The 16,218-nt window shown below is 38.5% G+C and carries 10 protein-coding genes; 8 read left to right on the plus strand and 2 right to left on the minus strand.

Annotated elements, in window-relative coordinates; translation table 11 throughout:
- The first annotated feature begins 36 nt into the window (after positions 1-36).
- The gene (locus NsoK4_RS00515) at positions 37-840 is read left to right on the plus strand and encodes a winged helix-turn-helix domain-containing protein (RefSeq protein WP_211687467.1); all 804 of its coding nucleotides are present in this window, start codon (positions 37-39) and stop codon (positions 838-840) included.
- Between the two features lie 51 nt (positions 841-891).
- On the plus strand, positions 892-1,227 hold the full coding sequence (locus NsoK4_RS00520; RefSeq protein WP_211687468.1) for a P-II family nitrogen regulator: 336 nt from the start codon (positions 892-894) through the stop codon (positions 1,225-1,227).
- 20 nt (positions 1,228-1,247) lie between these two features.
- On the opposite strand, the gene NsoK4_RS00525 is transcribed toward NsoK4_RS00520, so the two are convergent.
- Positions 1,248-1,775 (minus strand): stage II sporulation protein M, encoded by a 528-nt coding sequence (locus NsoK4_RS00525; RefSeq protein ID WP_249111078.1) that lies wholly within the window; start codon positions 1,773-1,775, stop codon positions 1,248-1,250.
- A 161-nt stretch (positions 1,776-1,936) separates the two neighbouring features.
- Here NsoK4_RS00525 and NsoK4_RS00530 point away from each other — a divergent pair, with 161 nt between their 5' ends.
- A complete protein-coding gene (locus NsoK4_RS00530) occupies positions 1,937-2,812 on the plus strand; it encodes a glycosyltransferase family 2 protein (protein WP_211687469.1) in 876 nt (291 codons plus the stop codon).
- On the opposite strand, the gene NsoK4_RS00535 is transcribed toward NsoK4_RS00530, so the two are convergent.
- Positions 2,793-3,692: an NAD-dependent epimerase/dehydratase family protein gene (locus NsoK4_RS00535; protein WP_211687470.1), complete on the minus strand. Its 900-nt coding sequence runs from the start codon at positions 3,690-3,692 to the stop codon at positions 2,793-2,795. The two genes, NsoK4_RS00530 and NsoK4_RS00535, sit on opposite strands and share 20 nt — an antisense overlap.
- 279 nt (positions 3,693-3,971) lie before the next feature.
- On the opposite strand from NsoK4_RS00535, the gene NsoK4_RS00540 reads away from it, so the two are divergent.
- From NsoK4_RS00540 to NsoK4_RS00560, 5 genes are all read left to right on the plus strand, one after another.
- Positions 3,972-9,047 carry a hypothetical protein gene (locus NsoK4_RS00540; protein ID WP_211687471.1) on the plus strand — a complete coding sequence of 1,692 codons (5,076 nt, stop codon included), beginning with the start codon at positions 3,972-3,974 and terminating at the stop codon, positions 9,045-9,047.
- A 112-nt stretch (positions 9,048-9,159) separates the two neighbouring features.
- Complete coding sequence (locus NsoK4_RS00545; protein ID WP_211687472.1) at positions 9,160-10,128, plus strand: methyl-accepting chemotaxis protein; 969 nt, start codon at positions 9,160-9,162, stop codon at positions 10,126-10,128.
- A 33-nt stretch (positions 10,129-10,161) separates the two neighbouring features.
- Positions 10,162-13,983: a S8 family serine peptidase gene (locus NsoK4_RS00550; RefSeq protein ID WP_211687473.1), complete on the plus strand. Its 3,822-nt coding sequence runs from the start codon at positions 10,162-10,164 to the stop codon at positions 13,981-13,983.
- 42 nt (positions 13,984-14,025) lie between these two features.
- Positions 14,026-14,631 carry a ubiquinol-cytochrome c reductase iron-sulfur subunit gene (locus tag NsoK4_RS00555; RefSeq protein ID WP_211687474.1) on the plus strand — a complete coding sequence of 202 codons (606 nt, stop codon included), beginning with the start codon at positions 14,026-14,028 and terminating at the stop codon, positions 14,629-14,631.
- Positions 14,615-16,192, plus strand: a complete 1,578-nt coding sequence (locus tag NsoK4_RS00560; protein WP_211687475.1) for a cytochrome b N-terminal domain-containing protein — start codon at positions 14,615-14,617, stop codon at positions 16,190-16,192. Before NsoK4_RS00555 ends, NsoK4_RS00560 begins: the two co-directional genes overlap by 17 nt.
- Positions 16,193-16,218 lie beyond the last annotated feature (26 nt).

Consider the following 16,218-nt stretch of genomic DNA (forward strand, 5'->3'; position numbering starts at 1 on the left):
ACAAACATTTTGTATTACATTAATACAATATTAGAAATGAACCATAATCTTGATGCATATGCAAAGTACTTTCTTGAGGTATCAAGTGAGCAGAGACTGAAGATCATTCAGTTGCTTAGCCAGAACACTTTCACGCTTTCTGAGCTTGCAAAAGAAATTGATGCAACAAAGCCTGAAATACACAGAAACTTGGATAGACTGGAAAAGTCCGGATTTATCAGAAAAAACTCTAGTGGTAATTTTGTCTTGACTACATTGGGTCAGATGATTCTGGGGTTGGTGCCTAACCTAGCCTTTGTTATTGATAACAAAAAATATTTTATGGAGCATCCCATAAATTCACTTCCTGAAAAATTCATATCTCGATTTGGAGAGCTGTTCGAATCAAAACTCTTGAAGAGTTATGTTGATGTGTTTGAGTACTGGAAGAGCATCTACGAGGAAGCAGAAGAGTACATCTACAACATATTGTATGACGTTCCATACTTTGATGACTTTGTAAAGCCAATTAACAAGAAATTGTCTCAGGGTGTCAAAATAAAGTCCATATTTTATGAAAAGGCCATAGTCTCTGACTCTCGTAATGATGCCGTAAAGAAATTGAAAAAATACATCGATGCAGGTGACATTCAAAGAATGATGACAAAAACTGTCAGTGCAGCGGTGATACTAAATGAGAAACAGTCATGTCTGATCTTTCCAAATACAGATGGAAAACTTGATGCAGGATATGCGCTTGTAAGCGATGATGCTTTGTTTCACCAATGGTGTTTTGACTACTTTAACTATTCATGGTACAATGCACAACCATTCATGGAAAGGAAACTGGAAAAAAAATAATCTGATTACTGCATAAATGAACTTTTTATCATAGTTTGTTTTTTATTTTGTGTGAAGAAAATAGAGGCAATTATCCGTGAAACAAAGTTTCAGGACGTCAAAACAAAATTAACAAAACTTGGTGTCAAGGGATTGACTGCATACGAGGTAAGGGGCAGAGGTGATCAGGCCGGCATGATGCGATCAGGGGGAGATTCAGAGGATTATCTGTCTGATGATCTTGTGCCAAAAATGAAGATTGAAATTGTTTGTATTGAAGAGGAGGTAGATAAAATAACAAACTCGCTTGTCGCAAATGCATTTACTGGAAATCCTGGCGATGGAAAAATTTTCATCTATGATGTAGTTGATGTGATAAAAATAAGCACTGCTGGAAAATCCCCTTAACGTTACACTGCTTTTTCAAATTACATACCTTGAGCAGCACTTATCATGTATTCTTCTAGATATCCTGCAGCTAGCAAAATCCCAATCACTATTCCAAACTCAATTGTTGTGGGCTTGATCATGTCCTTCAAATATTTTCTTTTTATCAAGGCCAAAACTATGTGAAGACTACGCGACATTGCAATTGCATATGCGACAAGCTCCATAAATCCAAAAGGTGACATGTACAGAATTGAAAGCGGTGCAATCTCAGCTAGTGCTGGTGCCATTGATACCATTGACGCAAAACCCATCCCAGTTGACCATGCCGTATATGACCCCCAAATGATGCCAAACCCTGGAACAAACATTGGCAAGGCAGCTTGCAAATTGTTTAGAAATATCTCAATGCCTGTAATCTCTTGTGTGTTTGATAGGAACTCTTGTATGAACGCGTTTGCATCTTCGTCACTGATTTGAGACGTGGCGCCAATCTGAAATGCAATTGAGAATAAAAGCAGGAATATAAAAAAAGTAGCAATTCTTAATTTCATATTGGCATATTTCATGCTTTTTAGATATGGTGTTGGTATTTGAGCATGTCGTCACGGGTTCTTCCAAAAATTTTTCTCAAATAGAAATGAATCTACATTTAAAATTCACAATATTGATTTTTCAAAACATCAAAAAACTAACTGTTTACATAATGGTGTTTCCTGACTAGATCAAATTGAAGGTTGCCTGCATTCCTGCATACAATGAAGAGACTTACATTGAGAACTTGGTAAAGTCTGCAAAGGATCATGTAGACAAGGTAATAGTGTGCGATGATGGCTCTACTGATGATACTGCCAAACTGGCAAAAGATGCAGGAGCAGTTGTGATATCTCACAAGACAAACCGCGGATATGGCGCTGCAATCACATCGCTATTTGATTATGCACGAGAAAATGGTGCTCAAACAATGATAACACTAGATGGCGATGGACAACACAATCCTGACCAGATTCCATTGCTGTTAAACACCTTATCGCAGCATAACGTAGATGTCGTTATTGGCTCTAGGTTCCTAAATGACTCCACTGAGGCACCAGGATATAGAAAGCGTGGAATCAAGATAATTACTTCGGCTGCAAACTATGGTGCAGATCTTAAGGTCTCCGACTCTCAGTCAGGATTTAGGGCATATTCTAAAGATGCAATCGATGCTATTCATCCAACAGAAGAAGGGATGTCAGTATCCACTGAGATACTGTTGAAAATCTCAAACAAAGGGCTGTCACTAGCTGAGGTGCCAATCACAGTATCTTATGATGGCGATACCTCAGAACAGCATGCAGTACCACATGGTATCTCGGTTCTTGCAAACACAATCAAATATGTCTCAATAAAACACCCTCTGCAATTTTATGGAGTTCCTGGAATTTTTCTTGTCATTGCAGGAATTGCAATGGGCGGGATATTTTTGGATGCATATCTTAACGAGCAAACTGTGTTTTACGGCTCCCTTTTAGCTTCAGTCGTGTTGTTTTTGCTTGGCGCAATACTTTGCGTTACTGCTGTGATTTTGTTTTCAATGGCAAATCTTATTCGTGATAGATACTAGATATCTCATCTTCTAGTTTTCTTTTTGCAACAAATCCTAACTTCTCTTTGGCCAATGAAATGTCTGCAACACTGTTTTGTATGTCCCCTTTTTGTTTTGGCTTGTAGATTATTTTCTGGTTGTCAAACTTTTCAAACATTATTTGAGCTAAATCATTTATTGAAATTTGTATTCCGCTTGCAATGTTGTATACTCCATTCTTGTCTGATATTATTGCACAATCAAATGCATCAACAACATCATGTATTGAAACAAAGTCACGCGTCTGTGTACCATCTCCATAAATTACAACTGGTTTTTCCTCCAAAATATTTTGCATAAACTTTGTGATTACTCCTGCATAACTTTCATTTTGGCCCTTGCCATAAATGTTAAACAATCGTAAAATCACATAACTGATTTTATTTTCTCTACACGTATTTTCAATAATTTTCTCAGCATCAAGCTTGCTTTGACCATATGGTGACAGTGGCTGCATCAAACTGTCTTCTCTTATTGGAAGGTTTTTGCAATCTCCATACACCGCAGCTGATGATGCAAAGATTATTTTTTTTACCTTGTTTTTTACACAGCAATCCAAAACATTTTGCGTGCCATCAACATTTACCTTTCTTGTCTCCTCTGGATTTTTGACAGATTCTGCAACATCAGACAGCGCTGCCAGATGAATCACAACATCGGCTTTACAAAACTCAAATAATTTCTCACAGTCCAAAACATCGCCCTTGCAAAACTTTGCGCCCTTTGCAGCAAGAAATTCAGCATCTTTTTCTGTGCTATTAGATAGATTGTCATATATCAAGACCTCGTGATCTTTGACAAAGTATTCTGTCAGATGTTTTCCAATAAACCCTGCACCGCCAGTAATGAGAATCTTCAATGATTCTTACCAAAACCGGGCAATTATCACGGTTTCTACACAGATCAATTATTCCAAAACAGGAAAAAACGATGAAATTATTAGCAAATCTTATTAAAAATGGCATAAATTTACATCACAAGGAAGCAAAATCACATTAAAAATGTAAAAATTACAACAAGCGATCAAAAAATTACACCAAAATCACCCTAGGCGTAAAATAATCGCAAGAATCGCCCCATTTGTGGACAAATCGTCCATTAGCCTTAAATACAAATTTTCAAGAAAAAGGTCAATAACATGAACAACGAATTAGGACGTAAAATAACTAGTCTTACATTAATGACAATTATGTTAGCAGGCGGTATGACAATTGCTGCACCAGGCTTTATGCCAGCAGCACATGCAGCCAACGCTAACCTATTTGTTTCCGCAGAAAACTCACAGTTTGATAACTACATGTCAGGACCTCAAGTAATTGAGGTCGTTGTAATTGACTCAGACATTAATGACACCGATGAGGCAAAAGGTGAGCCAGACGTTACAGTAAACGGTAAGATCCTGAGAATGGTTCAAGCAGTAGACGGTAACTGGTATGGCTACTTTGCCGACAGAAACATGGCTGAAATTGCAGATTCAACAGTTTCCGCAGCAGGTGAAGGTTTAGACTTTGGTACATTTTGTTCCGCAGGTACGGCAGATAGCGTTATTGGTTTCTCACTAAGTGAGACCTCTGGCGTTGCAATACCATCACATATCGGATCAGCAGGTATCAACGGTACAAACCCAGCAACAGTACTTACAGATGCAGCAGCAGACTGTAGTAGTGTTACTTACTCACTTAACGGAACAAACAATGTTGTAAGAGAAGCAAAAGATCCAAATGCAGGTACAGCAGCAAATGTGGATAGAGGTCAAATCGGACTTGCACCAGGTAATGGTGTTTGGCCATTTGTACAACTCTATAACCTAAACCCAACTGGTAACGTTGTCGTACAGTACAACAAAGGTGGTGGTGTTCAAACAACAACACTTACTTTTGATACTGTTGATAACTTTGCATCAGTAAGTTTAGACAGAGCTGTCTATCCACAAGGCGCAGAAGTACATGCAACTGTCACTGATTTGTGGTTGAACGTTGACCCAACTGACGAAGACTCTTGGACATTTGGTACAGTAGGTACACTAACTACAAACTACCAAGTATTCGATGAGAACGGACTCGCAGTAGGTAACACTACCACAAATACAAGTACAGCTTCTACTGCATTAACAGCAACATTAGGTGACTTGATGTGTGAGGATAATTGTATAATGTCATTCAATCCAGATGTTCAAGGTAAAGGATACGTCGCTACCTTACAGGATAACGGCGATACCGTACTTGAATTGAACAATGTTAATAATGCACAAAACCCACTTAGCTGGGGTGCAGGCTCTAACTTGGTATTGAATGGTACTGTACCAATTACAATTACAGAACAGGGTCCAAACAGCGGTGTATTTGGTACATATGATGAATCAGATACATCTGCACTTGTAATCACTGATGATGCAAAGAGGGGAACCTCAGCATCTATCACATACAATGAGGACTCTTATACTATTCTTGTAGGCCACAGCTTTGGTTCTGTTGACATCCAACCAACAGATAATGAATGGAACTCTGGTGAAGAGATTCCAGTAGTTGTCGTTGATGGTGATGCAAACAGAAACAGTAGAGCAGATGAAGACCTTGACTTGAATGATCCAAATGTAAAATTGATCCCAGCACTTCAAACTGGTGATCCATTCTCACTTGGTGAAGCAGGTACAGAGTCTAGCACTGTAGCTACTGCTGTCTACTTTGACAATGCTACTGCTGCAATTACTAATGCAACAACTGTTACATCTCCAGGTGTAGCAGCTGCAGCCAATGCAACATTGACTGTACAAAAATTCAGCCAGAGAGCAATGTTAAACTCAAGTAGTACAACCTCAGTTGATGGAATCGCATTCGACTTAGGAACAGATGCAGACGATTTGCAAGACACCGTACTTAATAGAACCGCACTCAATGGATTTAGCTTCCTTAACTTAGATGTTAGAAGCCTAAGCTCCACTGGACCATATGATGTATTCTTACTTAACAATACAGTAGGAACTGCAATCATCGGTGCTAACGGTACATTGACACCAACAACATTTGCATACCAAATTGCTGATGGTGTTTCACAACAGTCACTCACTCAGTTAACGAACAACACCATTGATTATATCCAAACTTTGAATCAAACCGATCAAATTGGACTTGCAATTATTGCAACAACTGGTGCTGCTCCAAACGCTGAGGATGCAATCGCAGCAGACTTCTTCTCCTTTGGCTTCCTAAATGATGGATTGGAAAAAGATGAAAGAATCGCTAACCAATTAATCAGAATTGAAGTCGAGGAAACTGGTGATAACACAAGTACCTTCGAAGGTAGCTTGGAATACACCATGATTAATCAGCTAAACATACTTGATGCAGATCTATACGCTGGCCTTAGAACAATTGCCGATGATCCAACTTTCATCGTAATTGAAGACTTGGATGATGAAGAATCACCAAGAGTCAACTATCTTGACTTGGGCGCAGATGGTGTATCTACACAAGTAGCTGACCAACAAGAAGCACCAGCTCACTCTGGTATTGTCTCCTTCGATCTCGATACTTACAAGACTGCTGACACAGTTACAATTACACTAGAAGACGCAGATCTTAACGTAGACTCTGATCTCATTGATATCTATACAACAGTTGACACTGGAGTTTTAGTTGACGTAGTCGGCGAAGCTTCTGCCAGCTATTTACTCTCCAACGGTGAAAACCTTGGTAGATTACTAGATGTCACATTCGATGATCAACTTTGGACCGGTACTCACGCCGGCTGTACAGTACCATCTGGTATTGATGACGGTCTTGCAAGTACTGGATTCTCACTTATTGAAACAGCACCAGAATCTGGTGTATTCATAGGTGACTTCCAAATTCCTTCCCAGTGGTGTAGATCAGGTGCAACAGCACCAGAATCTGCAACCGGTCTCGACATTGAAGTTAACTATGTTGACTTTAGAGACGCATCTGGTGAAACCATCGAAGTAGGAGATTCAGCAGGAATCCGCGCTAACACAGGTTCAGTAAGCCTTGACAGAACTGTCTATCCAGTACCATTTGGTGTACCAGCTAGATATGATGCCAATGCTACAACTGTTCCAACCTCAGGTACAACTGAGCGTTCATTATTCCCAATCCATCAATCCGGTATGGGTGGAACTGGTATTTCCGGTAACACTGCTGGTTTGGATGCAGGTGAATTCTTGAACAAGGGCGGACTTACTATACACGTTAGAGTTAACGACCCAGACTTTGATGTATCCGCAAGTGGTGAAGATGAAATTGCTGAAAACACAGCTGATGGAGTCGGACCTGTTAAAATCTCTGTTATCAGAGGTTCTTCAACAGTCGTACTCGGTTATGCTGGTGGTCCAGCAAAGGTAAATGGTGTCATTGACGTCGATGGCGACAATGCAACTCCAGGTACCAGTATCAGACAATTTGGCCCAATGGTCGAAATTGCACCAGATGCAGGAATATTCGAAGCTGACGTACTCATCAGATACACTGACGGTCCAGCATCTTCAACATGTCCAGATACGGACAACTATGTTGCACTTGATGGTACCACAGGTACTGGTGTTTTGAACAGATTTGACGAAACCGCATCAACTGGTGACTTCTGTATCCTACAAGGAGATATTCTCCAAGTAGAATACACTGATCCAGCCGATGCATCAGGTGATGTCAATACTGTTACAGACTCTGCTACATTTGATCTTAGAAACGGTGTATTACAATCTGACAAATCCGTATACATTATCGGATCTGATATGATCTTGACCCTCATTGAGCCAGACCTTGATCTGGACAATGACCAGGCTGAGACTTATGACTTGGACTTGATTGAATGGGACTCTGATGCCGCAACCGTTACCATGGGTGACGCTGATGGCGAAGGAGCAGCATTTGACCCAGAACCACTTAACTTCAGAGAAACAGGTGAGAGTACTGGTATCTTCCAGATTGTCATCGAAATCCCTGAAGAATTAGGCGGTGACAAGTTAGAAAGAGGAGAAGAAATTATCCTCGAGTATACTGACTGGGGTCCATCTGGATCTGACTATGTAGGTGACGAAGATGAAGATGTCAACTTGACAATCTACACTTCTAACTTCGGAGCAACTGTTGAGCTTGACCAAAAAGTTTACACATGGACTGATAAAGTATACATTACTATCGTTGCACCAGACCACAACTTTGATAGTGACTTAGTTGATGAAATCGGTAACACTGATCTTGATCCAATCAAGGTCTCAACCAGAGGACAGAAACTAAACAACTACAAATTAGTTGAAACTGGTACTGACACAGGCATCTTTACTGGTGAGGTTATCCTTACTGGATTCACACATGATGCTGATGGCGATACCACAACTGGTACAAATGGTAATGATGTAGTATCCCGTGACCCATCTGGTAGCGGTCCAACTGATGGACTCTTACCAGCAGATGATGATGACGGTATTACTGTATCCTTTGAATTCTCAGAGGATGAAACAGTAGTCGGCTCAGCACTCATCAGATGGAACATCGGTGAAGTTCAGTGGCTTGAAGCAAGCTATCCAGCTAGCGGAACAGGTGTTGTAAGAGTAATTGACCCAGACATGAACTTAAATCCAGAATCAGTCGACAACTTCAATGTCGATGTGTGGTCTGACTCCGATTCCGGAGGTATTGACCTTACTGTAACTGAGACTAATGAGGCAACTGGAATCTTCGAAGGTACTGTGTTCTTCACAACTACTGACGAATCTTCCGGTCACAGACTCAGAGTCGCAGAAGGTGACACTGTCACTGCAGAATATGAGGACAATACACTACCTGATCCATACACAACTGCAGATGAACTTGATATTACTGCCACTTCACTAATCGGTACTGTTGTACCTCCTCTCGAGAGAGCACCAGCTGCAAACTTGAGAACTGTTGATGCCTTCGGTAACAGCTTAGACTCTGTTAGCGTAGACCAACAGGTACAAATCAGCGCCGACTTAGCAAATGGTCAGGATAGAGAGCAAGCATTTGCATACTTGGTACAGATTCAGGATGGAAACGGTGTAACAGTTTCACTAGCATGGATTACAGGTTCACTATCTCCTGGTCAATCATTCAGCCCAGCATTATCATGGATTCCAACTGCCCCAGGCACATACACTGCAACAGCATTTGTATGGGAATCAGTAGATAATCCAACGGCTCTATCACCACCAGTTTCAACAACTGTAACTGTCAATTAAGACTAGACAAATTCACACTATCCTTTTTTCTTTTTTTGAATCCTGACTTAACGTAAGTTGTAGACAATTTTTCCAGAAGCAATATCTAGGAGAAGTTCTGTTGTAAAATAAATTGAAAAAAAAATTATTACTTTCGTTTTTGTTATTTGTTTTAGTATTGCAAATTCCAAACTCTTTTTCTGAAACTTTGGAATTGTTTTCAAACAGCAAAGTCTATTCTGAGAACCAACCCTTGTTTGTTTATGGCAAAGGCCTTCCAAATGAAAACATCATTATCAGATTATTTGCACCAGATGAAACAATTGCAAAATTTGATCAAATTACTGCAGATGAGGATGGTACCTTTGAGCATGTGGTACTTACATGGCCAAAATCATCAACCACATTCCCATTTGGAACATACACTGTTGAAATTATCAGTACTGAACAAGGACTGTCACAAAAACTAGATGTAAAATTTACATCAACCACAGAACTAGTTGATGTGCCAGTTGAGCGTCACGTAAACACACTTGTCTTTGCACCAGAAACGGCTGCAATTAATCAACCAATCAGAGTTTTTGTCCAAACAACCAGTGACGGTCTCTTGATTGGCGATGATCCACGTAAACTTTTAGAAACCACACATGTTCACTTGCCATCAGGAAAAGTTCAGACATTAACAAATGCATTCTCAACACTACACCAAGGATTGTACTTTACTGATTACACTCCTACTGAAGAAGGAACATATGTCTTTCATGTTGTTGCATTCAGTCAGGGAACAATCTCTCATGGCTCTGTAGCTACCACTGTAATGACTCAAGACATTCGTGGAATCTCAAACCAAATACTTGAATTAAACTCAATCTTAGATGAAACATCACAAGAACTTGAAGTGCTAAAATCTGAAATTGAAGGATTTGGAACGACTCTGGAAAGTGCTAGCACAAATATTGAAAAAAGTACAACATCAATTTCCTCATCTGTAACAAACATTGAAGAGGCATCATCACAGCTAAACTCTCTATTCTTTCCCATTGTCGCATCTATTGGAATAATTGTTGCACTACAAATAGCAATTCTTGCTAGAAGAAGATAGTTATAATAAACACAAATGACAAAAATTGTCATAATGCCCAAGGTGGCTATCTTTTTTTGTATTATTCTTCTGTCTTCAGTATCTGCAAATTCATATGGGTACTATGGTGATCTACATTTTGATACTGTAGAAAAAAAATCTGATATTTTTAACTCTGGAATTTTACATGTTGATTCAGATTTCTATCAAGAAAATAATTTCAAAAGATACATTGTTTTTGGAGCAAATTATGATGATGTAGACTATCTCAAACAAAACTCACTTTATGGAATAAATTCTGAAAATGGATTCTTTTATGTTATGGTGTTAGAAAAAAACATTGCATCTGATCTTATCTTACAAGGTGTAAATGTAATTGAGGACTTTCAATTAGACTTTCATACTTCAAATGAAATCTCTGATGCCTCAAGAATTGGCTTGATTACTGGTTCAGATGTTGCAGAATCAAAATACAATGCTACGGGAAAAGGAGTAAAAATTGCTATAGTGGATACGGGAGTCGACTTTTCAAACCCTGACATTCAACACTCTTTGGCACGTGATGAAAAAAATCACCCCATAATGCTTGATCCTGATGGCCAGGGAATAATTCTAACCAATGCAACATTTTTTGCGTTCATTGATGATGATGAAATAATTCGCAATTACTCAAAACCAATTCCTGAAAACTATACTTCTTCAGTATATGTTTCTAAAAAAGGCGTTTTTCTTGATTTGACAAATGATGGAAAAGGGACAAACATTCCAATCTACAATTCATTTTTCCCACAAGTTGGAAATTCTGTAGTTTTTAATGGGACATTGGCAAATGATATGAAAATTGGCCAAAACAATCGAGACTATATCAAATCAAAAAGTGGAAACTATCATTTGGGTGTAATTTATCAAGGTGCACTTCAAGGATCTCTTGCAAGGCTTCAGGTGGTTCCTGTTCTCTTAGTTGATTCAACAATTGCAGGAAAGTACGATACAATAATCCCTGATCTTAGCACTTCCTGGGAGGATTATACTCGATTTGATCTAAAATCTGGTGAAAAACCAGATTATGATTTTGATTTTACTGATGAAAAACCAATTGTACTGGGAAGTGGAAAAGAGTTTCTTGTTTATGACTCAAATGGTGACGGAAAAGACGATTATAGTGCAGGAACAATTGGTGCCAAAGTTTTGGATGTTTACGGTGTGATTGGTAATCACACAATCAACGTAGATGATAAACTAAAGGCAACAAATGGAACCTTGTTACAACCAATTGATCCTAAGGGACAATATTTTGGATTGATGACTGATTTTATGGGACATGGAACATCCAGTGCAGCATCAATTACATCTAGAGGTATTGAGACATATGATATTTACAATAACACAGAAAAATTTACTATCAAAGGAGTAGCACCTGATGCAAAAATTATCCCTGTAAAGGCATTATGGTTTGGCGATACTGTTTATTCATGGTTGTGGGTTGCTGGATTTGAAAACAATTCTACAAACTGGGAATTTTCTGGAGTTCCCAAAGCCGATATCATATCTAATAGTTGGGGAGTGTCGAATTTTCCTTCATTTGAATCTCCCCCTGGATTAGATGTTCTGTCAATTATTCTCTCAATGCTGTCAACTCCGCATTCTCTTGATGATGATTATCCTGGAATTACAATAATTTCTAGTGCCGGAAATTCTGGACATGGTTATGGAACTATTGGATTGCCAAATGCATCCCCATTTGGAATTTCTGTTGGAGCTACAACAAATAATGTCTATGTAGGGTATGGTCCATTCAAAGACCAGCCCAGATTTGGAAATTCTACAATTCATTATAATCATGTTGTAGATTTTTCAAGTAGGGGTCCTGGAATTATCGGAGATCCTAAACCTGATTTGATGAGCATTGGTGCACACGGCTTTGTTCCTTCTAATGTGATAAAAACTGAAAAAGATTCAAAGTCCGAGTCTTTTTCATTGTTTGGTGGAACAAGTATGGCAGCACCACTTGTTTCAGGAAGTACTGCCATTATAATGGAGGAATTACAAAAGCATTCAAAAGAATATGATCCCTTTATGATAAAAAACATCTTAATGTCTAGCGCAAATGATTTAGAAAATGATCCTTTCACCCAAGGGGCTGGACTTGCAAATATTGAAAATGCTATCAAATTTGTAAATGGCGAAAAAGGGTATTTTATTGTACATAACGATCAATCATATGAAAATATCAAAAAAGTAATGGAGCCTGCAATTCAAAATTTTAACTCTACAAAACTAGGCTTTGAAAAATTTTCACTTCCAACAAAATCAATGCCTATGACAAGCTGGTTTGCAGGACAGTTATTGCCTGGAGACTCGTCATCTACAACTTTTACTATTGAAAATCCTTCTGATTCTCCAATACAGATAACAATTAAACCTGAGCTAGTGTCATTAATCAAAAAATATTCTGTTGACAGTACTACTGCAATCACAAAAGACTATCCTTCTGAAGGAAAACCTGATGTATATTTGCCAAACTACGTCAAACTTTCTGATGTTAAAACATCAGAGGTTATGGCAGATCTGTTTGATGAAAAATTAATTCCTAAAGAATCCTCTTTGCTGATCTTAAATGTAAATTTCCCATTTGATAATTTTATGAATAAAACAGATGATGTCTATGCAAATGATCTAAAAATCTCATCGTTGTATCTTTATGATTGGATAGATAACAACAACAATACCAAAATTGACAATGATGAAATTTCAATGGTTAACAGGGGAGGTTCTTGGGGAACTGTTCAGGAATTAAGAGTTTCTGATCCTGTTGAAAAATTTGATGGCATTCCAGTTGTTGGAGTTTATCCCGTACCTCAAAGATATTCCTATTGGCAAGGGGAGACAAAACAAAATTCAACTTCTATGGATTTTACTTTGTCTGCAAGTTATTATGAAAAAAATACTTGGTCTGAAATATGGTTAGATAGAAAAGAAGTTACAGTGCCTGCAAATGATTCTGTAGAAATTAGTGTTAACTTAGTCCCCTCAAATAATTTAGAAACTGGCGTCTATCAGGGATTTATTACATTTGAATCAGAAAATCATAGTGTGCATGCACCTGTTTCTTATGTGATTAAAAAAGAAATTCAAAAAGATTCTCCTGTATTGATTTCTGGAAAACAAAGTGACAATATACTTTTTGGAACTGGATACACAAAAGGTGCTTTTGATATGGTTAATAGGTACATGGCAGGTGATTGGAGACAATATTATTTTGATGTTGTTGATGATTCAATAAGCTCAGCCTCAATTGAATTATCTTGGGAACATCCTGATACTAATCTTGCAGTATTTGTAATGGATCCCAAAGGAAAAATTGTTCAAACTAACATGCCCTCTGGTGTTTTTGGCCATTTTCTTGGATGGCCATCACTTGATTGGTTGGGCAATTCACTGTTTAGTCAGGGTGGTGGATTTTTCCCAGTAAAAAATAAGGATGATACCTCTACAGTTCTCTTTGTACCAATTAATCAAACTGGAACTTATTCTCTTTTAACCCACTCTACTCTATTTGGAGGAAACAGTACGACAGAGCCAATAAACATTGCAGCAAGGTTTTCAAATATCTCATTTGAAGATTATCACATTGATGCCAAACCTCCATCTGTTCTAATTCCTAACTTTACAAACAATGACGAAAAAATAGATACAAAAACCTCGAATAATGTATCTGATTCTAAAACAATTTCAGAAAAAACTCCAGATGCATCTGAGTTTACATCTCAAGAGATGCCAGATAACTTTGTAGTTGGTATTGCACTTGGATTGGTTATTGGAATTGCGATCGGAATTGTCATCTTTTATGTCCTCAGACAAAAACCATCAAATTGATTGAACAAGGTTTATAAGCAATTTGGCGAGTACGACAGCTGAATGTCAGAGCAGGGGACCCAAAAGTCTGGCGGATTATCCAGAAGGGATTTTCTTAAATTGATGGGAGCTGCAGGTACAGGCTTAGCATTTGCTCCATTTGTTCCATTTGGAAATTTTATGCCAAACCCATCTCAAGCATCACTTGAAAAAGTACCTGTAATTTTACCTGATGGGACTCAGGCAAACGTCAAAACATTTCCACTTAACCATTCTGAAGTAATTACTTATCCAAGTACCGGTGATCCTGCACTTGATACAGAAGCTTTTCGAAAATGGCAATTTATTCGACTACCTGAAGAATATGGTGGATCAGCACAAGATGTAACAGCTTTTAGAGCATTTAGTATGGTGTGTCTTCATCTTTGGTGTTTATGGAAATATTGGCCTGAAGAAACAAAGAAGAGAGGTGAATGTCCTTGTCATGGAAGTGTTTATGACCCAAGAACTGGGACTGCATACATTGGACCTGCATCCTTGCAAGCCGCACCTTCTAACACTTTGCCAAAATTAGATTTTGAAGCTGACTCTGATGGTTTCTTGTGGGTATTGCCACCTGTTTGGGGTGTAAATGATAATGGAGTGATTGGATATGGCCGCTTCGCTTGAGAGAAGAACTGGCGCAGTAGCGTTCTTTTACTGGTTATGGGATGGATTAGACAGAACAATTTTTACTGCAATCAAGTTTTCATTTCCTGCACGTTTTGTAAGTCCGTTTGGATTTTTAGGAATGCTAACATTTGTTGTATTTGTCATCTTGGGAATTTCAGGAGCTCTCTTGATGTTTTACTATCAACCTATGTTGGATAGAGCTTGGGACAGTGTTCAGTTTATCAACGACGAAGTTCCATTTGGTTTTCATATTAGAAACATTCACTACCATGGTTCTAATGCTATGGTTCTTTTAGCTGTACTTCACATGTATTATCAATACTTTAGTGGAAGATACAAAATTAGAAATGAGATTCTTTGGGCAACTGGTGTTATTTTAGGGACCGTAACAATTCTTGAAGCATTTACTGGTTATGATATTATTTTTAGTGAACGTGCAGAACTTGCAATTAGTATTGCAGCGTCGTTGACCACATCTATTCCTGTTATTGGGCCTACAATGCGTGATGCGATGTTTGGTGCGGGATTCTCAGACTTTGTTTTGAGATTTTATGCTCAGCATGTTTTCCTTTTACCATTGGTGATGCTTGGATTAATGGCAGTGCACTTTCCAAGATTCCTTGTGTTTGATGTGCCAATGGTTATGGCAATCGGCGGTGCTATTTTGATTACTGGTGGTGTTTTCCCAATTGATATGGGCTTCAAGTTTGAGCCTACTGTGCCACCTGGAATTACAGTGCCTGAATGGTACTTGACTGGAATCTATGCATTTTTGAGAACCCAGTATGACAAGTTTGTAACAGGCGTCTTGTGGCCTGGAATATTCATAGCTGCAATTATGCTAACGCCGTTTATTGATAGATACAAGAAATTCTCTTGGAAAGATCGTCCTATAATCACTGCATTTGGAATTACTGGATTGGCCCAAGTAATGGTTACAACCTACTGGGGATTCTATATTCCTGCAGATACTACACTGTCACTAGTAGAGCGTTTGGTAATTGATCCTGTATTCTTGTATTCAGTAATGATATTGATGGTTCCTCTAGGATTTGGATTCACATACATGATGATTAAACTTGCAAAAGAATCCGAAAGAAAAGCAAAATTAGCCAAGGAAAAGGGACCAAACAAAGTCGCAACAATTAACCTATCTCAAAAATGGATTAATTGGCTGCTTGTTGCATTGTTAGCGTTCCAAGTATTCCTAAACATCGCTGCATATAATGCAGCCTTGACTGGAATGAAGAATATTTCTCTATTCTTTATTGGATTGATTCTAATTGTGTTTGCAGCATTTTTCCATATCTACAGGTATGGTATGAATGAAGCAAAAAATGCTCCACCACCACCTCCAATTCCAATACCAGATGAAAAGCCAAAAGAAATTGCACAAGAAGAGACTGTTCCAGAACCAGGAAAAATCCCAGAAGGAGAAGCATCTGGTGAAAAACCAAAAGCGATTGCTCCAGAAGTCCAGACTCCAAAAACTCAAGCAGAATTGGGTTCAGGAACAAACAGTCCTGACATTGGTGCATCAGATCTAAACAAACCATAAAACCAAACAAGCTTTATAAGTTCTCC

Origin of the sequence: Nitrosopumilus sp. K4 (genome assembly GCF_018128925.1) — an archaeon.
Classification (GTDB): domain Archaea; phylum Thermoproteota; class Nitrososphaeria; order Nitrososphaerales; family Nitrosopumilaceae; genus HKST03.

What these genes read in the sequence shown, in the direction of transcription:
- NsoK4_RS00515 (WP_211687467.1), top strand. Translation starts at nt 37, where the DNA reads ATGAACCATAATCTTGATGCATATGCAAAGTACTTTCTTGAGGTATCA.
- NsoK4_RS00560 (WP_211687475.1), top strand. Translation starts at nt 14,615, where the DNA reads ATGGCCGCTTCGCTTGAGAGAAGAACTGGCGCAGTAGCGTTCTTTTAC.
- NsoK4_RS00555 (WP_211687474.1), top strand. Translation starts at nt 14,026, where the DNA reads ATGTCAGAGCAGGGGACCCAAAAGTCTGGCGGATTATCCAGAAGGGAT.
- NsoK4_RS00525 (WP_249111078.1), bottom strand. Translation starts at nt 1,775, where the DNA reads ATGAAATATGCCAATATGAAATTAAGAATTGCTACTTTTTTTATATTC.
- NsoK4_RS00540 (WP_211687471.1), top strand. Translation starts at nt 3,972, where the DNA reads ATGAACAACGAATTAGGACGTAAAATAACTAGTCTTACATTAATGACA.
- NsoK4_RS00550 (WP_211687473.1), top strand. Translation starts at nt 10,162, where the DNA reads ATGCCCAAGGTGGCTATCTTTTTTTGTATTATTCTTCTGTCTTCAGTA.